This is a genomic window from Streptomyces sp. AM 2-1-1 (assembly GCF_029167645.1).
Lineage (GTDB): Bacteria > Actinomycetota > Actinomycetes > Streptomycetales > Streptomycetaceae > Streptomyces.
In genome coordinates, this window is record NZ_CP119147.1 from 5,263,228 (window position 1) to 5,282,245 (window position 19,018).

The 19,018-nt window shown below is 73.7% G+C and carries 17 protein-coding genes and 1 pseudogene; 7 read left to right on the forward strand and 11 right to left on the reverse strand.

From position 1 onward, the window contains the following. Positions 1-60 precede the first annotated feature (60 nt). Positions 61-1,416, reverse strand: coding sequence for a hypothetical protein (locus PZB77_RS23005; RefSeq protein WP_275494512.1), 1,356 nt, complete (start codon positions 1,414-1,416; stop codon positions 61-63). 196 nt (positions 1,417-1,612) lie between these two features. On the opposite strand from PZB77_RS23005, the gene PZB77_RS23010 reads away from it, so the two are divergent. Further along, on the forward strand, positions 1,613-2,608 hold the full coding sequence (locus tag PZB77_RS23010) for a small ribosomal subunit Rsm22 family protein (protein ID WP_275494513.1): 996 nt from the start codon (positions 1,613-1,615) through the stop codon (positions 2,606-2,608). A gap of 48 nt (positions 2,609-2,656) precedes the next feature. On the opposite strand, the gene ddaH is transcribed toward PZB77_RS23010, so the two are convergent. Next, entirely contained in the window at positions 2,657-3,475 is an 819-nt protein-coding gene (ddaH, locus tag PZB77_RS23015) for a dimethylargininase (RefSeq protein ID WP_275494514.1), read from the reverse strand. Positions 3,476-3,827: 352 nt separating this feature from the next. Here ddaH and PZB77_RS23020 point away from each other — a divergent pair, with 352 nt between their 5' ends. Then, on the forward strand, positions 3,828-4,574 hold the full coding sequence (locus PZB77_RS23020; RefSeq protein WP_275494515.1) for a bifunctional DNA primase/polymerase: 747 nt from the start codon (positions 3,828-3,830) through the stop codon (positions 4,572-4,574). A gap of 78 nt (positions 4,575-4,652) precedes the next feature. Here PZB77_RS23020 and PZB77_RS23025 read toward each other — a convergent pair whose 3' ends face one another. Further along, positions 4,653-5,639 carry a hypothetical protein gene (locus PZB77_RS23025; RefSeq protein WP_275494516.1) on the reverse strand — a complete coding sequence of 329 codons (987 nt, stop codon included), beginning with the start codon at positions 5,637-5,639 and terminating at the stop codon, positions 4,653-4,655. A gap of 195 nt (positions 5,640-5,834) precedes the next feature. On the opposite strand from PZB77_RS23025, the gene PZB77_RS23030 reads away from it, so the two are divergent. After that, complete coding sequence (locus tag PZB77_RS23030) at positions 5,835-6,506, forward strand: PhzF family phenazine biosynthesis protein (RefSeq protein WP_275494517.1); 672 nt, start codon at positions 5,835-5,837, stop codon at positions 6,504-6,506. An 84-nt stretch (positions 6,507-6,590) separates the two neighbouring features. On the opposite strand, the gene PZB77_RS23035 is transcribed toward PZB77_RS23030, so the two are convergent. Then, on the reverse strand, positions 6,591-7,262 hold the full coding sequence (locus tag PZB77_RS23035; RefSeq protein WP_275494518.1) for a biliverdin-producing heme oxygenase: 672 nt from the start codon (positions 7,260-7,262) through the stop codon (positions 6,591-6,593). A 262-nt stretch (positions 7,263-7,524) separates the two neighbouring features. Then, the gene (gene map, locus PZB77_RS23040; RefSeq protein ID WP_275494519.1) at positions 7,525-8,382 is read right to left on the reverse strand and encodes a type I methionyl aminopeptidase; all 858 of its coding nucleotides are present in this window, start codon (positions 8,380-8,382) and stop codon (positions 7,525-7,527) included. 57 nt (positions 8,383-8,439) lie between these two features. Between map and PZB77_RS23045 the strand changes: the two genes are divergently transcribed. Then, the gene (locus tag PZB77_RS23045; protein ID WP_266703680.1) at positions 8,440-8,664 is read left to right on the forward strand and encodes a hypothetical protein; all 225 of its coding nucleotides are present in this window, start codon (positions 8,440-8,442) and stop codon (positions 8,662-8,664) included. A gap of 80 nt (positions 8,665-8,744) precedes the next feature. On the opposite strand, the pseudogene PZB77_RS23050 reads toward PZB77_RS23045, so the two are convergent. Both PZB77_RS23050 and PZB77_RS23055 read right to left on the reverse strand, forming a co-directional pair. Beyond that, a pseudogene (locus PZB77_RS23050) lies at positions 8,745-9,455 on the reverse strand (MFS transporter); the annotation flags it as partial. Positions 9,456-9,605: 150 nt separating this feature from the next. Then, complete coding sequence (locus PZB77_RS23055; RefSeq protein ID WP_275494520.1) at positions 9,606-10,208, reverse strand: hypothetical protein; 603 nt, start codon at positions 10,206-10,208, stop codon at positions 9,606-9,608. A 136-nt stretch (positions 10,209-10,344) separates the two neighbouring features. Between PZB77_RS23055 and npdG the strand changes: the two genes are divergently transcribed. Both npdG and PZB77_RS23065 read left to right on the forward strand, forming a co-directional pair. Beyond that, on the forward strand, positions 10,345-11,055 hold the full coding sequence (gene npdG / locus PZB77_RS23060; protein ID WP_275494521.1) for an NADPH-dependent F420 reductase: 711 nt from the start codon (positions 10,345-10,347) through the stop codon (positions 11,053-11,055). Between the two features lie 107 nt (positions 11,056-11,162). Next, positions 11,163-11,336, forward strand: coding sequence for a hypothetical protein (locus tag PZB77_RS23065; protein WP_275494522.1), 174 nt, complete (start codon positions 11,163-11,165; stop codon positions 11,334-11,336). Positions 11,337-11,415: 79 nt separating this feature from the next. Here PZB77_RS23065 and PZB77_RS23070 read toward each other — a convergent pair whose 3' ends face one another. Beyond that, positions 11,416-12,225: a site-2 protease family protein gene (locus PZB77_RS23070; protein WP_275494523.1), complete on the reverse strand. Its 810-nt coding sequence runs from the start codon at positions 12,223-12,225 to the stop codon at positions 11,416-11,418. 241 nt (positions 12,226-12,466) lie between these two features. Here PZB77_RS23070 and PZB77_RS23075 point away from each other — a divergent pair, with 241 nt between their 5' ends. Continuing rightward, on the forward strand, positions 12,467-15,958 hold the full coding sequence (locus tag PZB77_RS23075; protein ID WP_275494524.1) for a BTAD domain-containing putative transcriptional regulator: 3,492 nt from the start codon (positions 12,467-12,469) through the stop codon (positions 15,956-15,958). 41 nt (positions 15,959-15,999) lie between these two features. Here PZB77_RS23075 and PZB77_RS23080 read toward each other — a convergent pair whose 3' ends face one another. The 3 genes from PZB77_RS23080 to panB form a co-directional block, all read right to left on the reverse strand. Then, complete coding sequence (locus PZB77_RS23080) at positions 16,000-16,848, reverse strand: ABC transporter permease (RefSeq protein ID WP_275494525.1); 849 nt, start codon at positions 16,846-16,848, stop codon at positions 16,000-16,002. After that, positions 16,845-17,855, reverse strand: coding sequence for an ATP-binding cassette domain-containing protein (locus PZB77_RS23085; protein WP_275494526.1), 1,011 nt, complete (start codon positions 17,853-17,855; stop codon positions 16,845-16,847). The genes PZB77_RS23080 and PZB77_RS23085 overlap by 4 nt, the downstream gene beginning before the upstream one ends. Before the next feature lie 177 nt (positions 17,856-18,032). Next, the gene (panB, locus tag PZB77_RS23090) at positions 18,033-18,923 is read right to left on the reverse strand and encodes a 3-methyl-2-oxobutanoate hydroxymethyltransferase (protein WP_275494527.1); all 891 of its coding nucleotides are present in this window, start codon (positions 18,921-18,923) and stop codon (positions 18,033-18,035) included. Positions 18,924-19,018 lie beyond the last annotated feature (95 nt).

Genomic DNA, 19,018 nt, shown 5'->3' on the forward strand with positions numbered 1-19,018 from the left:
GCCCTGCGGGGACGGGCCCGGCGCGGGGATCCCGGCGCCGCGGCCGTCCCCGGCCGCAGGTCAGCCGGTGCGCGGATAACCGATCAGATGGGCCCGCTCCTCGCGGTCCGTCGTACGGAAGACGCCCACCCCGGTCGTCTCCGCCACCGGCAGCCGCACGTCACGGGCGAGCGGCTCGGCCGCCCCGTCGACGAAGTCCATCACCACCGGCACCCCGTTGCCGGCCAGCGCCTCCTCGCCGTCGCGGACGTTCCGGGCGCCGTAGGCGAGCCCGTCGTCGGTCACCGAGGCCAGCGTCACGTGGGCCGAGCCGTCCTCGTCCTCCAGGCAGTACCCCTTCCCGCGCACCAGGTCGAACGCGAGGTTCCCGGCGATCAGGTAGTCGCCCGACGGCGGGACGACCGCCTGGGGGAAGCGGCCCGGCCGTATGGCCGGCCGGTGGCACTCGACCGACACCAGCGCCTTGCCGTTCGCCGCGTCGTGCACCGTCCACAGCTCGTGGCTCGCCGCCCGGTCCGAGGACTTCGCCAACTGCCACTTCGCCAGCACCAGCCCCGCCACCACGGACGTCGGCACCCCGGAGGCCGGGTCGGTCCCCTTCGGCGCGACGTTCCGGCTGTACCAGCCGCCCGGCACCCAGAACTCCCGTGCCCCGCTCACCAGCAGCCCCTGCCCGGTCTGGCCGACCACCTCCGTCAGCGTGCGGCAGGAAGCGCAGCCCTTGGGGTACTTCAGCCCGGAGGCCGCGATCTTCGACGTCCCGCCGGTCACCGGGTCGACCAGAGCGGTGTTCGCCGCGTCGTCGGAGACCACGATGTCCGGGCCGCTCGCCGAGACCGACGGAGCGCCGCTCCACGGCAGCTCCACGTGGCGCCGGTCACCCCCGGCCGCCGCGTACACGTCGAGCGAGAGGAACGTCTCCGAGGGCGCGAGCCCGTCGCCCGCACTCCCGTACGACCAGGTGACGAAGAACTGCCGGTCCTCGCGGGAGACGGTCAGCAGCCGCGGATAGTGGTCCGGGTCCAGCGACTGGCGTGCCTCGCCCTGCCATCCCGGCTTCCCGGTGGCGGTGTCGAGGGTGCGCAGCCGGTAACGGCGGTCCGCCGAACGCTCCAGATACGCGAGGGTGCCCGTCGGCCAGGAGAACGCGATGTCCGGGGAGGCACCGACGATCTCCCACCCGCTCGCCGTCGAGTACTGCGGCGGTACGTCGAGCACGGTCCGCTTCGCGGACGCACCGGGGGCCGGCTCCGCGGCGGCCGGGGCGGAAGCCGCCCCGGAGGTCTCGCTCCCGCTCTTCCCCTCGCCCTCCCCGTCTCCGTCCGGGGAGCCCCCGCCGCAGGTCGCCAGCAGCAGGAGGAGCGCCAGGAAGACCACCCCGCCGACCAGAGTCAGCCGTACGATCCTCTGTCTCATGGGTCCCCCTGTGGTGCCGTCGCGGGTCTCGCGGCGGTCAGCGTAGCAACTGCCACGTGACCGAGCGGAGTTGAACCACCCCGCTGTCGCGCACCCGTTGCGGGGGGACCCCGCGCCGCGCCCGTCGGAGCGGTGCCGCGGTGAGCGGTGCCGAGCGCGGGCGCCCGGCCGCCCCGCGCGGCACTAGAATTCCTCGGTGAACGCCACCCTCCCCACCGCCGAAGCCCTGCGCGCGGCCCTCGCCGGCCTCGTCGACGGGCTGCCGCCCAAGCAGGCGACGCAGGCCGTCGACCGGCTGATCGCCAGCTACCGCGGCACGACCCCCACCGACGCGCCGGTGCTGCGGGACCGGGCGGACGTCGTCGCCTACGCCGCGTACCGGATGCCCGCGACCTTCGAGGCCGTACGGGCCGCCCTGGACGCGCTCCGCGAGGCCGCGCCGGAGTGGGAGCCCGCCACCCACACCGACGTCGGCGGCGGCACCGGTGCGGCGAGCTGGGCGGTCGCCGGGGCCTGGGACGGACCCGGGACCACCGTCCTGGACTGGGCCGAACCCGCCCTGGAACTCGGCCGCGAGCTGGCCGGGGCGGGCGGGCCCGCCGGGCTGCGGACCGCCCGGTGGCAGCGCGCCAGGATCGGCGAAGCCCTGGAGCTCGCCCCGACGGACCTGGTGACCGTCTCGTACGTCCTCAAGGAGCTGACCCCCGCGGCCCGTGACGGGCTGGTCGACGCGGCGGCGGGTGCCGCGCAGGCTGTCGTCGTCGTGGAACCCGGCACCCCGGACGGGTACGCCCGGGTGATCGAGGCGCGCGACCGGCTGATCGCCGCGGGGCTGACCGTGGCGGCCCCCTGTCCGCACAGCGCCGCCTGCCCCATCGAGCGGGGCACCGACTGGTGCCACTTCTCCGCCCGGGTCAGCCGCTCCTCCCTGCACCGGCAGGTCAAGGGAGGGACGCTGAGCCACGAGGACGAGAAGTTCAGTTACGTCGTGGCGACCCGCTTCCCCGTCGAGCCGGTGGCCGCCCGGGTGACCCGCCGTCCGCAGATCCGCAAGGGCCAGGTCCTGCTGGAACTCTGCACCCGGGACGAGGCGTTGCGGCGCGAGACGGTCACCAAGCGCCACGGAGCGCTCTACCGGGGCGCCCGGGACACCGACTGGGGCGACGCCTGGCCGCCGGCCGGGGAGGGGTGACCCCCGGCGGGACCGTCACGGGTGGGCCGCCGCCCCGCGGGGCGGTGATCACGCCCCCCGCAGCTCCTGGGTGCAGCACTTCACGCTGCCACCGCCCTTGAGCAGCTCGCTCAGATCCATCGGGACCGGCTCGAAGCCCCGGTCCCGGAGGGGACCGAACAATCCCGTGGCGCCCTGCGGCAGCAGGACGTGCAGACCGTCCCCGACCGCGTTCAGGCCGAGCGCGGCGGCGTCCGGTTCCCCGGCGATCAGCGCGTCGGGGAAGAGCCGCGCCAGCACGGACCGGCTGCCCGGGGAGAACGCGTCGGGGTAGTACATGATCTCGTCGGCCGCGTCGTCGAGCACGCAGAGCGCCGTGTCCAGGTGGTAGTAGCGCGGGTCCACCAGATGCAGGCCGATCACCGGCCGGCCGAAGAACTCCTGCGCCTCGTCGTGCGCCAGTGGGCTGGACCGGAATCCGGTCCCGGCCAGCACGAAGGAGGCGGTGACCGCGAAGTCGCCCTCGCCCTCGTTCACGTGCGCCGGTTCGTGGAACTCCCCATAGCCGTGCGACCGGAACCACTCCCGGTGGGCCGCGGCCTCGGCGTGCCTCTCCCGGTGCGCGAACATCGCGCCGAGCACCCGCCCGTCGATCACCGTCGCGCCGTTGGCGGCGAAGACCATGTCCGGCAGGCCGGGCAGCGGCGTCAGCTCCTCCACCGTGTGGCCGAGGGAGCGGTAGCGGTCCCGCAGGTCCTCCCACTGGGTCCGCGCCAGCCGGAGGTCGACGGGCTTGGACGGGTCCATCCACGGGTTGATGGAGTAGGTGACCCGGAAGTGCGTGGGGGCGCACATCAGATAGCGACGAGGGGTGGCGTCACGTGGCACGGGGGCTCCTCACGAACGGCAGCCTCGGCTGCGGCACGGTGGGGTGCGCGCGGTCTGCGCGTGAGCCCATGGTGCGCCGCCCGGGCCGGGATGCGCAGTGCTCCGATCGGGTGACCCCCCCCGGCGCCGGCGGGGGTGGTGCCGGGCGGCCCGGGACGGGCCGCCCTGGGGCCCGACCTCCACGCGAGCGCGCCGGGCCGGGCCGATGGGAGAATATGTCCGCGAATGCCGCATTATCCAGCGTGATGTCCCTCACTCGGGGCGGTGGTGTCCCGTCAAGCTGGTGGACTCTGGCCACCCGGAGAGCAGGATGGTGGGACCATGGACGGGTAACGCTGAGGTGAGGGGATAGATGGGCGCCGATTCCGGCCGTACGCGCGGCACCGAGGGCAAGATTTCCCAGTGGCTGCGGCGACGACCCAAGCAGCAGCAGGCCGACGCGGACGCATGGGCGAGGCTGGGCATGCTGCTGGCCGTCGCCGAGGCGGGGATGCCGATCTCGCCCGCCGCCCACCCGCTCGGATTCCGATGTTCGTGCGAGCGCGTCGGATGCCCCACCCCCGCCCGCCACCCGGTGTCGTTCGCCTGGCAGACGCAGTCGACCACCGACGCCGCCCAGATCGAACGCTGGGCCGAGGGACAGCCACTGGCGAACTTCATCACCGCCACCGGCATGATCCACGACGTGCTGGACGTTCCGCTCTCCGCCGGCGTCAAATCCCTGGCCCGGCTGACCGAACGCGGCATCGACGTCGGACCCGTCGCCCGCTCCGGCGACGACCGGATGCTCTTCTTCACCGCCACCCGCGGCACCCCCGAGGACGAGGACGAGTGGTGGCCCTGCGAACTCGACTCGCACCCCGAGACCATGGACGAACACCCCGGTCTGCGCTGGCACTGCCGCGGCAGCTATGTGCTGCTCCCGCCCGCCCGTCTCCCCGGTGACCTCGACGTGCGCTGGGAGCGCGGCCCCGAGCACCCGCTGCCGGACCCGCTGACCCTGCTGGAGGCGCTGACCGACGCCTGCGCCGCGTACGTCGACAGCGACGAGGCGACCGGCCTGGACCCGGCCGCGGTGGCCTGGCCCCTCGGCCGCTGATCCGCCGGCCACCGTTCCCGGGCGCCGGCCGCCGGACGCCGCGCCCCCTACGGCGGGCCTCCGTTCAGCGCGCCGGTCTCACTCGCCGGTCGCCGCGACCAGCCCCGGCAGCCGGTTGAGTACGGTCACCTTCCCGCCCCCGGCGGCGCCCGCCGCGGGCACGTACACCAGCTGGCTGGAGACGCGCTCCTTGGTGAGGGTGCTCTTCACCTCGCCCGAGAGCAGCGCCTTCGTGTCCCTGTTCACCTCGGGCTTCAGGCCCTGGGCGGCCGTCTGGCGCTCGAAGTGCTTGCTGCTGAAGAAGACCAGCGCCCCGCCGTCCTTCGTCGCCAGCCCGAACGGGCGGAACGCGCCGTCGAGCGGGCGGTCCACGTACTGGTAGGAGAACCCCGGCTTCTTCGCTCCGGCCCGGGCCGCCCGCCAGCCCGAGGTGGTCCCGCCCGCCGCGAACACGTCCGGCGCGCCGGTGGAGAGATAACCGGTGTACGAGGAGCTCAACTCGTCCGGCGCCACGACCAGTTCACCGGCCACGCTCTCGGCCGGCTTCGCCAGCCCGTCCGCGTCCCGCGCGAACTCCGGTACCCGCGAGGGCGCCACGACCCCCAGATAGGGGACCTTCCACGGGGCGTCGGGGCCGGTCCGCTCGAAGACCAGCAGCCAGCGGGTGTCCCCGTCGCCGCCGTCCTCGTCCCGGTTGGAGTCGGCGTCGGCGAAGAAGTAGCGGGGCCAGCCCGCCTTCCTGGGTATGACGTAGTGCGCGTCCGAGAGCTCCAGCGGATCGTGTCCCTCGCCACCCGGCTCGGTGTACGTGGCGCGGGCCTTCAGCCCCGCCTGGTTGATCGCGCCGAGCGCCCCGGTGACCCGTCCGGCGTCCAGGGCCGGATCGAGCGCCGTGTCCGCCGCGTTGTACGCCGTGAGGAAGTCCTCGAGCGCCCGGGCCGCCTCGGACTCCGTCGCCGCGGGCACCCGCTCCAGCTCCCCGTGCACCGTCACGCAGCCGCTCGCCGTCACGCCCAGTACCGTCGCCACCGCGAGCCCCGCCGCCGACCGACCCAGCCTTCTCATCCGTTGCCTTCTGCGCCTTCTGATCCGTCGTCCGCACTGACCGTTGGAACCCTACCGGGGCGAAGCCCGGTGCGCGGGTGGGGAGTCGAGATACCTCCGGGCACGGCGATCCCACGTCATCGGCCGGCCCGTCCGCCCTGACGACCAGGAACCGACCGGTGACACCGCGTCCCGAACAGATGCTTGAATGCCGGTATGAGTGAATTCGACGTACCCGACGGCATCGACGTCCTGCGGGTGTTCTGCGCCCCCGACGGCCGCCACGGGAACGCCCTCGGGGTCGTACGGGACGGGTGCGACTACCCCGACGAGACGGCGCGGCAGGCGCTCGCCGCCGAACTCGGTTTCAGTGAGACGGTGTTCGTGGACGACCCGGAGCGCGGACGGGTGGACATCCACACCCCCGGGCTCCGGCTGCCGTTCGCCGGGCATCCGCTGGTCGGCAGCGCCTGGCTCCTCGATCTGGAGGTCCTGGAGCTGGAAGTGGGAGAGGTGTTCGCCCGCCAGGACGGCGAGTTCACCTGGATCACCGCCCGCCCGGAGTGGGCGCCGCCCCGGGAGCTGGTGCGCTACGACTCCGCCGCCGAGGTCGAGGCGCTGACCGGACCCCCGCCGGGGGAGGGGTGGCTGTACGTGTGGGCCTGGGAGGACGAGGCGGCGGGGCGCGTACGGGCGCGCGGGTTCCCGCGCCGCGACGACGGCATCGTGGAGGACGAGGCGACCGGAGCCGCCGCCCTGCTGCTCACCGCGCTGCTCGGCCGGGCCCTCAACATCATCCAGGGACGCGGCTCCCAGATCCTCACCGCCCCCGCCCCGGACGGCACGGTGGAGCTCGGCGGCCGGGTCGTGCTGGCCCACCGGGGCTGAACCCCCCGACCGCGACGGGTCCGGCAGGTGGCAACCGCCCCACCGGGTCCGCGCGGTCGCACGTCCGTGTGCGCGCGGTCGCCGTCACGCGCCGAGCGGGAAGACCTCGCCCAGCTCGCGGAAGACGGCCGTGTTGAGCGCGAAGGCGCGCTTGCACTCGTCCACGACGCGCCGCTTCTCCAGGTCGTCGGCGTCGACCGCGTCCAGCAGCGTGCGGTAACTCCGCTTGAAGGCCGCCGGGTTGGCTATCTCCTCGAAGACGTAGAACCGCACCCCGTCGCCCTTGTGCGCGAAACCCCAGGCCTTCTCGGCCCGGTCGCGGATGATCTGCCCGCCGGAAAGGTCCCCGAGGTAGCGGGTGTAGTGGTGCGCGACGTAACCGGCGGGCCAGTCGCGCGCGCAGGCGGCGACCCGCTCGGCGTACGCGGCGGTGGCCGGCAGCGGCTCCAGGCCCTCGCGCCACTCGGGGCCCCGCAGGTGCGCCAGATCGCGCTCCAGTGCGGTGAGCCGCATCAGCGGCGCCTGTATGAAGGGTCCCGCGACCGGATCGTGGCGCAGCCGCTCGGCGCCCTCCTCCAGCGCGCGGTACACGAACCACAGCTGCTCGGTGTAACGGGTGTACGCGTCCACGCCGAGGCGCCCGCCGAGCATGTCGCCCATGAAGGCCGAGGTCTCCGCCTCCGCGTGCTGCTCGTGCGAGGCGGTGCGGATGACCGTGGAGAACGGGGGGACGGGGGTGACGGTGCCGACGGACATGTCCAAGGCGGGCCTCCGGGGGCCGAGGGAGCGGGAGGAGCGGGAGGGGCGGATGGGCGCGTACACCGGCGCACGCACTCGCGCCGCACCGAGCGCTCCCCCGATCCTCTTGCTGAGCCCTGCCTCCGTCAACATCGTCCCGACGGGCTGTCGGCAAACGGACGGGCCAGGCCCCGACCGGGGGCTCGCACGCTTCTCGCGTGCGGCCCCGGCACACGGCGGCCAGGGGGCCGACCGCGCGGGACGGCGGCCCTCGAAGGCCCTACGGCAGGGTGAGGATGTCGGCCCCGGTCTCCGTCACCACGAGGGTGTGCTCGAACTGGGCCGTCCGCTTGCGGTCCTTGGTCAGGACGGTCCAGCCGTCGTCCCACATGTCGTACTCGTGGGTGCCCAGGGTCAGCATCGGCTCGATGGTGAACGTCATCCCCGGCTTCATCACGGTGGTGGCGTGCGGGCTGTCGTAGTGCGGCACGATCAGGCCGGAGTGGAACGAGGTGTTGATGCCGTGCCCGGTGAAGTCCCGCACCACGCCGTAGCCGAAGCGCTTGGCGTAGGACTCGATGACCCGGCCGATCACGTTGATCTGGCGACCGGGGCGCACCGCCTTGATGGCCCGGACCAGCGACTCCCGGGTCCGCTCCACCAGCAGCCGGGACTCCTCGTCCACGTCGCCGCAGAGGTAGGTGGCGTTGTTGTCGCCGTGCACACCGTTGAGGTACGCCGTCACGTCCAGGTTCACGATGTCGCCGTCGCGCAGCACCGTCGAGTCCGGGATGCCGTGGCAGATGACCTCGTTGACGGAGGTGCACAGGGACTTGGGGTAGCCGCGGTAGCCGAGCGTCGAGGGGTACGCGCCGTGATCCACCATGAACTCGTGGGCCACCCGGTCCAGTTCGTCGGTGGTGACGCCCGGGGCGATGTGCTTGGCGGCCTCTTCCATCGCCTGCGCGGCGATCCGGCCCGCGATCCGCATCCGCTCGACGGTGTCGGAGTCCTGGATCTCCGGACCGGTGTACGGCGTCGGGCCCGGCTTCCCCACGTACTCGGGGCGCCGGATATTTCCGGGTACGGAACGGACGGGGGAGATCTCCCCGGGGGCGAGCAGCGACTGACCAGACATGTCAGCGAGTCTAACCAGCGACCCTGGGGCAAGCTGGCACAGAGGAAAGGAGTCCCGATGGCCCTGTTCAAGAAGCGCACGGTCGGCAAACCGGGCGAGTGGTACTACTGCCTGGAGCACAAGAAGGTGGAAGAGGGCCCCGAATGCCCGGCGAAGGACCGCTTCGGTCCGTACGCCTCCCGCGAGGCGGCGCAGCACGCCATGGACACCGCGCAGGAGCGGAACCTGGAGTGGGACACCGACCCCAAGTGGCACGACCGCAACCGGCCCCCGGCCTCCTGACTCCGCGCCCCGGCGGATCCGTCCCAGCGCCGTCCGCCCGCCGGGACGGGACCGCGCGGCCGGTCCGCCCGCCCGGGCCGTCACGCCGCCGGAACCCCCGGGGCGGTCGGCGCGCCCGGGGCGGTGGGGCCGGTGGTCCGGCCCGCGGCCTCCCGGCGCCGTACGGCGTCCTCGTCGGTCCCGGAGTCGTACGCGAGCAGTTTCGGGAGCGCCGCCGCCAGCAGCGCCACCGAGGCGACGCAGGCGGCACCGCCGGTCCAGATCGCCGACCGGGTACCGGTCCAGCCCGCCATCGCGCCGGCCCGGACCTGGCCGAGCTGGGGGCCGACGCTGTAGGAGAGCACCTCGATACCGGCCAGCCGGCCCCGCAGTTCCTCCGGAATGGTCTGGTTCCAGATCGCTGACCGGCCGAGTCCGCTCAGCATGTCGCCCGCGCCCGCCACGCCCAGGCAGACCAGCACCGGCCCGACGCTCTCGAAGAGCCCCGCGCCCACGATGGCGAGTCCCCAGGCGCCGGCCCCGAACACCACCAAGAGCCCGTGTCGCCGCACCCGGGAAACCCACCCGCTGGTCAGACCCAGCAGCAGCGAGCCCACCGACCCGGCCGCATACATCAGGCCCAGCGACCAGGGGGCGTCCAACTCGTCCGCGAGGAACGGGAAGACCGTGTTCGGGAAGGCGAAGAACATCGCCGCGAGGTCGATCGCGTACGTCCCCAGCAGCACCGGCCGGCTCCATGCGTACGCCGCGCCCCGGGCGATCTGGCGCAGTGACGGTTTCTCCGCGTCACGGGGGCGAGATCGGGGAGGGCGGCCGCGAGGAGGCGGAGGGCGCGGGAAGCGCGGCGGGGGAGCGGGTCGGTCACGGGGGGTCATGCTCCGCGTGCCCGCCTCTCCGGCGCAACCCGATTCCGGCCCCGTCCCGCAGCGGGTCGGGGCACGCTACCAGCGGGCGGGCGGCGGCGCGGTGAGCCGGTCGGCCAGCCGGGAGAGCCGGTCCCGGAAGGAGCGGCGCCCCCGCACGGACGGGCCGGCCGTCTCCCCGGCCGCCGCGCTCACCAGGTGCTGCACGGTGTCCAGGTCCACGTCGTCCTCCTCGGTCACCACCAGCGCCTCGTGGCCGAGTCCTCGCACCTCGGGATCGCCGCCGCCCAGCGTCAGGACGGTCGCGCCGGAGCGCCGGGCGTCCCACACCCGCTCCATCAGCCCGCCGTCCGGCCGCTCCGGCGCGACCAGCAGGAGCGTCTCTCCCCGTCCGGCCGCCTCGATCCGGCCGAGTCCCACCGCCAGGTGGGCCGGATCGGACGGCCGTACCCGGTGGCGCACCAGCGTGGGGCTCAACTCGGCCAGCCCCGACCACGCCGCCTCGTCGACCAGGTGCGCGGCCAGGTGCCAGGGCTCGTACGTCTCGGTCCCGACCAGCAGCAGCCCGCCGCCCTGCGGAACGACGGACGAACGCAGCGCCCCGGCGAACCGGCGGGCCGCGCCCGGCCACTCGGTCCCCGCGAGCACCTCACGCAACAGCGCCACGCGCACGGCATCCATGGCCCGGCATCATGGCGCAGCCCGCGGCTGTCCCGCAGGCGGACGCGGAAGGTGCACCCGTACGGGCGGTCCTCGCGGAGCACGCCGGGACGGGGCGTACGGCGGCCGGCGGAAGGTCCCCAGTAGGGTCGGCGCCATGACTACCCACGACAGTGCCGGTGCGCCAAAGGCACCCGCGAAGGACCCCTGGGACCTGCCCGACGTCTCCGGACTCTCCGTCGGCGTGCTCGGCGGCACCGGGCCGCAGGGCCGTGGACTCGCCTACCGCCTCGCCCGTGCCGGGCAGCGCGTGACCATCGGTTCCCGGGACGCCGCCCGCGCGGCCGGGGCCGCCGCCGAACTCGGACTCGGCATCGAGGGCGCGGACAACGCCGCCTGTGCGCTCCGCAGTGACGTCGTGATCGTCGCCGTGCCGTGGGAGGGCCACGCCAAGACGCTGGAATCGTTGCGCGCGGAGCTCGCCGGGAAGCTCGTGATCGACTGCGTCAACCCGCTCGGCTTCGACAAGAAGGGCGCCTACGCCCTCAAGCCGGAGGAGGGCAGCGCCGCCGAACAGGCCGCCGCCCTGCTGCCCGACTCCCGCGTCACCGCCGCCTTCCACCACCTCTCGGCGGTGCTGCTCCAGGACCCCGCCATCGACGAGATCGACACCGACGTGATGGTGCTGGGCGAGGCCCGCGCCGACACCGACATCGTGCAGGCACTCGCCGGCCGGATCGCGGGCATGCGCGGCGTCTTCGCCGGACGGCTGCGCAACGCCCACCAGGTCGAGTCCCTCGTGGCCAACCTGATCTCGGTCAACCGCCGGTACAAGGCACACGCGGGGCTGCGCGCCACCGACGTGTGATCCCTGCCGGACGCCCCGTGGCACGGGGCCGACCCGGGGCGGAACGGAACGGGGCATGAGGGACACTGGACGGGAACCGCGCACCACCCCGGACAGGAGCCGCCCCCATGCCCCGCATCGCCCTCTTCTCCCTCGCCGTCTGCGTCCTCGCCGTCGTCGCGGCCGTGGTCTCCTTCGCGCAGGGCAGCCTGCTGGGCATCCTCTGGGTGCTGGTGGCGGGTCTCTCCTCCAACATGACGTGGTTCTACCTGCGCCGGCACCGCCGGACCGCCGGCCGCTGACCCCGGCCGGCGCGCGCTTCCCGGACCCGCGGTCCGCGCGCCCGCCCCGCGCGAGGTCCGGTCGCCACGACCCGGACGCCTACGACGGGGGCAGGCAGACGGGGTTGCCCTCGCCGGAGAGTGCCCGCCAGAAGCGGTAGGCGTCCTGCCCGCAGTACGTCTCGAACTCACTCACCCCGAGCCCCCGCAGCAGCGCGTCCACCGCGTCGAAGAACGCGGCGTTCACCCCCGGTACCCAGAGCAGCCCGAAGACCGCGATCAGTCCGAACGGCGCGAACGGCTCCACCTGGCGCCGGACGTCGTACGAGAGCCACGGCTCGATCACCCCGTACCCGTCCAGCCCCGGCACCGGCACGAAGTTGAGGATCGCGGCCGTGACCTGGAGCATCGCCAGGAACGCCAGCGCGTACCGGAACACCCACGGCACCCCGTCGAGCGCGCCCAGCCAGAACGGCGCCGTGCAGACGACGGCGAACAGGACGTTGGTCAGCGGCCCGGCCGCCGAGATCAGACTGTGCTTCCAGCGGCCCCGGATACGGCCCCGCTCGATGTAGACGGCCCCACCGGGCAGCCCGATGCCCCCCATGATCACGAAGATCACCGGCAGCACGATGCTGAGCAGTGCGTGGGTGTACTTCAGCGGGTTGAGCGTCAGGTACCCCTTCGCCCCGATCGAGATGTCCCCGCTGTGCAGCGCCGTGCGGGCGTGCGCGTACTCGTGGAGGCAGAGCGAGACGACCCAGGCCCCCGTGACGAACAGGAAGACGGCGAACTCCGCCCGGTCGGCGAAGCCCGTCCACACCGCCCAGCCGGCGACGGCCGTGACGGCGACGATCCCGAGGAAGATCGGGCTGATGCGCCGGTCGTGGCGGCTGATCGCGGTGGTCATGCGAGGAGAGTAGCGCCGCGCCGGACGGTCACTCAGGCGGTGTGCGGTGGAACGTGACCGGGGCCACCGCCCCCGTACGCGGAGGGGGAGGCGCCGGCCCCGTCGGTGACCCGGCCGCCTTCCCGGGCGGTCGCACGGTGGGTGCTCGCCGCGTCGCGGAACGTCGTCCTCGCCCGTACGAGCTATCGGAATATATCGGGTGGCTGTGCGAGCGCCGATCCCCTTCACGGACAATGGCCCCGTGCGCTACTGCATCCTCGGTACGACCCAGGCAATCCGCGACGACGGCACGGCCGTCGCCCTCGGCGGGGCGCGCCTGCGCGCCCTGCTCACCGTCCTCGCCCTGAACCCCGGCCGGGCGGTCACGGTGGCGGCCCTCGTGGACGAGGTGTGGGGCGGTGATCCGCCCGCCGACGCGCCGGGGGCCGTCCAGGCGCTGGTGGGGCGGCTGCGCCGGGCGATCGGCCGGGACGCCGTCGCCTCCGCGGAGAACGGCTACCGCCTCGCCGCCGAACCCGACGCGGTCGACCTGCACCGGTTCGAGCGGCTGACGGGGGAGGGCGGCCGGGCCCTGGAGGCCGGCGACGGAGAGAAGGCGCTCGACGTCCTCGACGCGGCCCTCGCCCTGTGGCGCGGTCCGGCCTTCGCCGACCTGCCCGACCGCACCGCCGCCGCCGCGCGCTGGGAGGCCCGGCGGCTCGCCGCCCGCCGCGCCCGGGGCAGCGCCTTCCTCGCCGTCGGCCGCGCCGACGAGGCGCTGCCCGAACTGGTCGCGCTCTGCGCCGACCACCCGCTCGACGAACCGCTCCAGGCGCTGCGCATCCGCGCCCTGCGCGACGCGGGCCGCACCGCCCAGGCCCTCGCGGCGTACGAGGAGGTGCGCACCCTGATCGCCGCTCGGCTGGGAACCGACCCCGGAGCGGAACTGCGCACGCTCCACGCGCAGTTGCTGCGCCACGACAGTGCCGCGCCGACCCGCCCGACCCCGGAGGGCGCCCGGCCCGGCCGTACCGGAGAGCGGGCCGCGACCCCGCCCCGCCCGTTCGGCCCCGACGTCCGGACGCCCGCGAGCGAAGTCCCGGAGGCCGGCAGCGCCCTCGCCCCTCCCACCCGGCCGGTGGCGGGCACTCCCGCCCGGCCGGCACCCGGCAACCTCCGGGCCCGGCTCACCAGCTTCGTGGGCCGGGAGGCGGACATCGCGGTGCTGCGCGAGGACCTGGGACGTTCCCGGCTGGTGACGCTCCTCGGCCCCGGGGGCGCCGGCAAGACCCGGCTCTCGCAGGAAGCCGCCGACACCGCCGCCGACGCGTGGCCGGACGGCGTCTGGATGGCCGAACTCGCCCCCGTCGACGCCCCCGAGGGCGTGGTCGAAGCCGTGCTCTCCGCCCTCGACGCCCGGGAGACCGTGCTGCGCGGCGCCGGCGCCGAGGAGATGCGCGTCGCCGAAGGAGGCGGCGCGACCCCCCTCGTACGCCTCACCGAACACTGCGCGCACCGCCGGCTGCTGCTGCTCCTCGACAACTGCGAACACGTCGTCGGTGCCGCCGCCGCCCTCGCCGACCACCTCCTCGCCCACTGCCCCGGACTCACCGTCCTCGCGACGAGCCGCGAACCCCTGGGCGTACCGGGCGAGTTCGTGCGGCCGGTCGAACCGCTGCCCGACCCCATGGCGCTGCGCCTCTTCGACGAGCGGGGCAACGCCGCCCGTCCCGGGTTCCGCAGCGACGCCGATCCGGCGACGGCGGCGGCCGCGGCCGAGATCTGCCGCCGGCTCGACGGCCTGCCCCTCGCCATCGAACTCGCCGCCGCACGGCTGCGGATGCTCGGCCCCCGGCAGATCGCCGACCGGCTCGACGACCGCTTCCGGCTGCTCTCCAGCGGCAGCCGCACCCTGTTGCCGCGCCAGCAGACGCTCCGGGCCGTCGTCGACTGGTCCTGGGATCTGCTGGACGGCGCCGAACGCGCCGTGCTGCGCCGGATGTCGGTCTTCGCCGGCGGCTGCTCCCTCGCCGCTGCCGAACACGTCTGCTCCCTGCGGGCGGGCGACACCGGCGGCGCCCGGACGGCGGGCGGCGCGCAGGAGGACGCGGTGGACGTCCGCGACGTCGCCGTGCTGCTCGGCTCCCTCGTCGACAAGTCCCTCGTGGTCGCCGAGGAGGCGGGGGACGGCGAGATGCGCTACCGGCTGCTGGAGACCGTGGGCGAGTACGCCGGCGAGCGCCTGGACGAAGCCGGCGAGCGGGCCGCCACGGACCGCAGTCACCTGGTGCACTACCGCGAGCTCGCGCGCACCCGGAGCGCGGGGCTGCGCGGCGCCGGGCAGCCGGTCGCACTGGAACTGTTCCGCCGCGAGTACGAGAACCTGCGCACCGCCTTCCGGCACGCGGTGGCGCTGGAGGACGAGCAGGAGTGCCTCTGCCTCGTCCTGTCGCTCGCCTGGTACTGGATGCTGCGCGACCTGCGGGACGAGGCCCGCCAGTGGGCGGACCTGGCGGCGGCGCTCGGCCCCGACCCGTTCGCCGCGCCCGGCGAGCGCGCTCCCTCCCTGCACGAGCGGTGCACCGACAGGCCGCCGCCGATGGTGCCCGAACAGCTCCAGGAGGCGCGGCGCGGGGTGCGGCTCATCCAACTGGCCAACATGGACCACGAGATGGACCTGTGGATGACCACGGAGTCCATGGAGCGGCTGCGGATCATCGCCCGCACCTACCGGGCCGGCCAGCCGCAGACCTGCCGCTCGCCCGGATCGCTCTGGATCTTCGCCGTCCTCCTCACCGGGGAGGCCGAGGACCTGCGCGCGATGGCCGACGAGATCGTGCGCGCCTGCCGGGTCCACGGCTACGAGTGGGAGCTCGGGTCCGCGCTCCAGACGCGGGCCAACCTGCTCGCCAACCGGGCGGAGTCGGCACCGGAAGCGCGGGCGGACGCGGACGAGAGCCTGGAGATCTTCATCCGCCTCGAAGACGCCTGGGGCGCGGCCGAGGCGCTCGCCTCGCGCGGAGAGGCCAACGAGCAGGCGGGCGAGTACCGGGCCGCCGCCGAGGACTACCTCGCCGCCGTGGAGTACGCGAAGCAGCTCGGCGCCAAGTCCCAGGTCGCCGTCCTGCACGCCCGGTACGCGAACGTCCTCAGCGAGACCGGACGGACCGAGGAGGCGGAGGCCATCCTCCGGGAGATCCTCACCCTGGGCCGCACCCCCGGACACGAGGCGGTGCCGTTCGCCCGGATGCACCTGGGCATGCTCCTCGGCCGCACCGGTCGCGTCGCCGAGGCGCGGGAGCAACTGGACCTGCTGTCCGCGGAGTTCCATTCACAGACGCTGGCCATCTTCGAGGGTTTCGTGCTGGGCGTGCGCGCGTGGCTGGACAACCTCGAAGGGGAGTACGCCCGAGCCCTGGGCACCGCGCTGCGGGCGGTGGAGCGGGCGAAGGACCGGCTGGCGCAGATGGTCGCGCCCCAGATGGTCTGCGTCTACCTCACCACCGTCGCCTGGGCGCTGGCCGGGCTGGGCGGCGAGGAGCGGGGCCGGGCCGCGGCGCTGCTGCTCGGCGCGCGGACGGCGTCGATCTCCCCGCTGGACGTGCCCACCGCGGTGGAGCGGCAGAGTCTGGAGCGGGCCGAGGCGATGGCGCGCGCGGTGATCGGGGACGCGGCCTTCGAGGCGGCGTACGCCGAGGGCGGTGGCCTCGGTGTGGAGGAGGCCACCGCCCTGGCGGACGCGTACAACACCTGAGCCCTGCCGCGCCGGACCGGCGGGTCGCCGCGGGCGCGGCGTCAGCTCGCCTTGCGGAACTTGGCGACGGCCAGCGGCGCCATCACGACGGTGATGAGGCCGGCCCAGGCGAGGGTCACCCAGACCGAGTGGGCGATCGGACCGCCCATCATCAGACCGCGCGCCGCGTCGGCGAGGTTCGACAGCGGGTTGTACTCGGTGAACGTCTGGAGCCAGCCCGGCATCGTCTGGGTCGGCGCGAAGATGGAGGAGCCGAACTGCAGGGGCATCAGCACCAGCATTCCCGTCGCCTGGACCGCCTGGGCCGTCTTCATGGCCAGCCCGAGCAGGATGAAGATCCACATGATGGCGGCACCGAACACCGCCGAGAGCGCCACGGCTTCGAGCAGACCGAGGAACGAGGTCTGGATCTCCATGCCGAGCGCGAAGCCCATCACCAGCAGGATGACGGTGGCGACCATCATCCGCCCCAGCTCCACCACGATCTTCGCGATGAGCACCGAGGACCGGGCGATCGGCATCGTGCGGAAGCGGTCCATGACGCCCTTGCGGAAGTCGTCGTTGACACCGGTGCCGACGGCGGAGGCGATGTTCATCCCCATCATCGCCATCAGGCCGGGGATCAGGTAGTTGAGGTACTCCTCCCGCCCGCCGCCGAGCGAGCCGCCGACGGAGCCGCCGAAGACGTACGTGAAGAGCAGCGTGAAGATGACCGGCATCAGGAGCGCGTCGAACATCGACTCGGGGTCTTTTTTGATCTGGAGGAGGTTGCGCCGGGTCAGCGCCCCGATGTGGCGCAGGTTGGCGCGCAGCCCGATCTTCCCCTCGTCGTTCCCGTGCGGGACCGGGGCGCGGTCGGTGGAGGGCTTGGTCAGTGTGGTCGTACTCATGCGGCGACCTCCTCGTCGGTCGGAGCGGCGGCGGACGCGGTCTTGTCGCCGGTGATGGCGAGGAAGACCTCGTCCAGGCTGGGCAGGGCGGTGGCGACGTGCGCGAGCGGGAAGCCGCGGGTCCCCAACAGGCCTATGGCGGCAGTCAGTTGCTCGTCGCTCAGGATCGGTACGTAGAGCAGTCCTTCGTCCGGCACCGCCTGTGCGCCGGAGATCCCGTCGAGGCCCGTCTCGTGCAGCGCGTGCGCCATCGCGGCCAGGTCGGCCGGGTCGGACGGGCGGATCTGGAGGGTGCGGCCGCCGACCTTCGCCTTCAGCTCGTCGACCCCGCCGCGCGCGATGATGCGGCCCTGGTCGATCACCGTCAGCTCACTGGCGAGCTGCTCGGCCTCCTCCATGTACTGGGTGGTGAGCAGCACGGTCGACCCCTCGGCGACCATCCGCTGCACCTCGTCCCAGACCTCGTTGCGGGTACGGGGGTCGAGCCCCGTCGTCGGCTCGTCCAGGTAGAGGACGGCGGGGCGGCCGATCATGGAGGCGGCGAGGTCGAGCCGGCGCCGCATGCCGCCGGAGTAGTCCATCGCGGGGCGGCGGGCCGCCTCGGTGAGCGAGAAACGCTCCAGGAGCTCGTCGGAGCGGCTGCGGGCCTCCTTGCGGGACAGGTCCAGCAGCCGGCCGATCATGTAGAGGTTCTCCCAGCCGGAGAGCTTCTCGTCCACCGAGGCGTACTGCCCGGTCAGCCCGATGGTGCGGCGCAGCTGCCGGGGCTGCGTGACCACGTCGTAACCGGCCACGGTCGCGTGGCCCGCGTCGGGCACGACGAGCGTGGAGAGGCAGCGTACGAGCGTCGTCTTGCCGGCGCCGTTGGGGCCGAGCACACCGAGCACGGTGCCCTCGCGCACGTCGAGGTCGACGCCGTCGAGCGCCTTGGTGGTGCCGTAGTGCTTCACCAGCCCCCGTACTTCGATGGCGGTTCCACGCCCGGGGTTCATGTCGTTTCGCGTCATGTCCACCATGGGACCAGAGGCGGCCGACAGCTCACCGATATATCGCCGACAGATGTGCGTCAGCCCGCCGATGGGGGATGTCGGCGGGCTGACGGTGGTGCCGGAGATGGCTGTGTGACCGGTGCGGCGGGCGGACCCGCGCGACCGGGCGGCGGGGGCGGCGCCCGCCCCGCGCCGTCAGTGGAAGGTGTGCTCCGGCGCCGGGAACGTGCCGCCGACGACCTCGTCCGCGAACTCCTTCGCCGCGTCACCCATGACCTGGCGCAGGTTGGCGTACTGCTTGGTGAAGCGCGGCACCTTGCCGCCGGTCAGCCCCACCATGTCGGTGTAGACGAGCACCTGGGCGTCCGTACCGGCGCCGGCGCCGATCCCGACGGTCGGGATGTGCAGGGTCCGGGTGACCTCGGCTGCCAGCTCGGCGGGGACCAGCTCCAGGACGACCGCGAACGCCCCCGCGTCCTGCACGGCCTTGGCGTCGCGCAGCAGCTGGTGCGCGGACTCCTCGCCGCGTCCCTGCACCCGGTAGCCCATCGCGTTGACCGACTGCGGGGTGAGGCCGATGTGGGCCATGACCGGGATGCCGGACTCGACCAGCAGCCGGATCTGCTCGTGGCTGCGTTCGCCGCCCTCCAGCTTCACGGCGCCGACCCCCGCCTCCTTGACCAGCCGGGTGGCGCTGCGGAGCGCCTGGACGGGACCCTCCTGGTACGAGCCGAAGGGCAGGTCGCCGACGACGAGGGCGCGCTTGGTGCCCCGTACGACGGCGGCCGACAGCAGGGTGATCTCGTCCATCGTGACGGGCACGGTGGTCTCGTAGCCGAGGTGGCAGTTGCCCATCGAGTCGCCGACGAGCAGGACTGGGATGCCGGCCTCGTCGAAGACGGACGCGGTCATCGCGTCGTAGGCGGTCAGCATGGGCCACTTCTCGCCGCGCGCGGTGGCGGCGGCGATGTCGTGGACGGTGATGCGGCGGGTGCTCTTGCCCCCGTACAGCGACTTGGCGCTGTCGGCGGGGGAGGGCCCGGCGGTGGTGCGGGCAGGCGGGTTCTGCGCAGCGTTGAGCGACATGGCCAACGGCTCCTTCGTCATCTCGAGGCACCCTGACGGCGTCCCCGGATCCCTCCCATGGTGGCATCCCCCGGCGGTGCGCGGGAAGTGGGCCC

Bases quoted from the DNA above. Each gene is read 5' to 3' on its own strand.
- PZB77_RS23080 (WP_275494525.1), bottom strand. From the start codon at position 16,848: ATGAGTACGACCACACTGACCAAGCCCTCCACCGACCGCGCCCCGGTC.
- PZB77_RS23065 (WP_275494522.1), top strand. From the start codon at position 11,163: ATGCCCCGCATCGCCCTCTTCTCCCTCGCCGTCTGCGTCCTCGCCGTC.
- PZB77_RS23020 (WP_275494515.1), top strand. From the start codon at position 3,828: ATGGGCGCCGATTCCGGCCGTACGCGCGGCACCGAGGGCAAGATTTCC.
- PZB77_RS23045 (WP_266703680.1), top strand. From the start codon at position 8,440: ATGGCCCTGTTCAAGAAGCGCACGGTCGGCAAACCGGGCGAGTGGTAC.
- PZB77_RS23030 (WP_275494517.1), top strand. From the start codon at position 5,835: ATGAGTGAATTCGACGTACCCGACGGCATCGACGTCCTGCGGGTGTTC.
- PZB77_RS23025 (WP_275494516.1), bottom strand. From the start codon at position 5,639: ATGAGAAGGCTGGGTCGGTCGGCGGCGGGGCTCGCGGTGGCGACGGTA.
- map (WP_275494519.1), bottom strand. From the start codon at position 8,382: ATGTCTGGTCAGTCGCTGCTCGCCCCCGGGGAGATCTCCCCCGTCCGT.
- PZB77_RS23070 (WP_275494523.1), bottom strand. From the start codon at position 12,225: ATGACCACCGCGATCAGCCGCCACGACCGGCGCATCAGCCCGATCTTC.
- panB (WP_275494527.1), bottom strand. From the start codon at position 18,923: ATGTCGCTCAACGCTGCGCAGAACCCGCCTGCCCGCACCACCGCCGGG.
- PZB77_RS23085 (WP_275494526.1), bottom strand. From the start codon at position 17,855: ATGACGCGAAACGACATGAACCCCGGGCGTGGAACCGCCATCGAAGTA.
- npdG (WP_275494521.1), top strand. From the start codon at position 10,345: ATGACTACCCACGACAGTGCCGGTGCGCCAAAGGCACCCGCGAAGGAC.
- PZB77_RS23055 (WP_275494520.1), bottom strand. From the start codon at position 10,208: ATGGATGCCGTGCGCGTGGCGCTGTTGCGTGAGGTGCTCGCGGGGACC.
- PZB77_RS23005 (WP_275494512.1), bottom strand. From the start codon at position 1,416: ATGAGACAGAGGATCGTACGGCTGACTCTGGTCGGCGGGGTGGTCTTC.
- PZB77_RS23035 (WP_275494518.1), bottom strand. From the start codon at position 7,262: ATGTCCGTCGGCACCGTCACCCCCGTCCCCCCGTTCTCCACGGTCATC.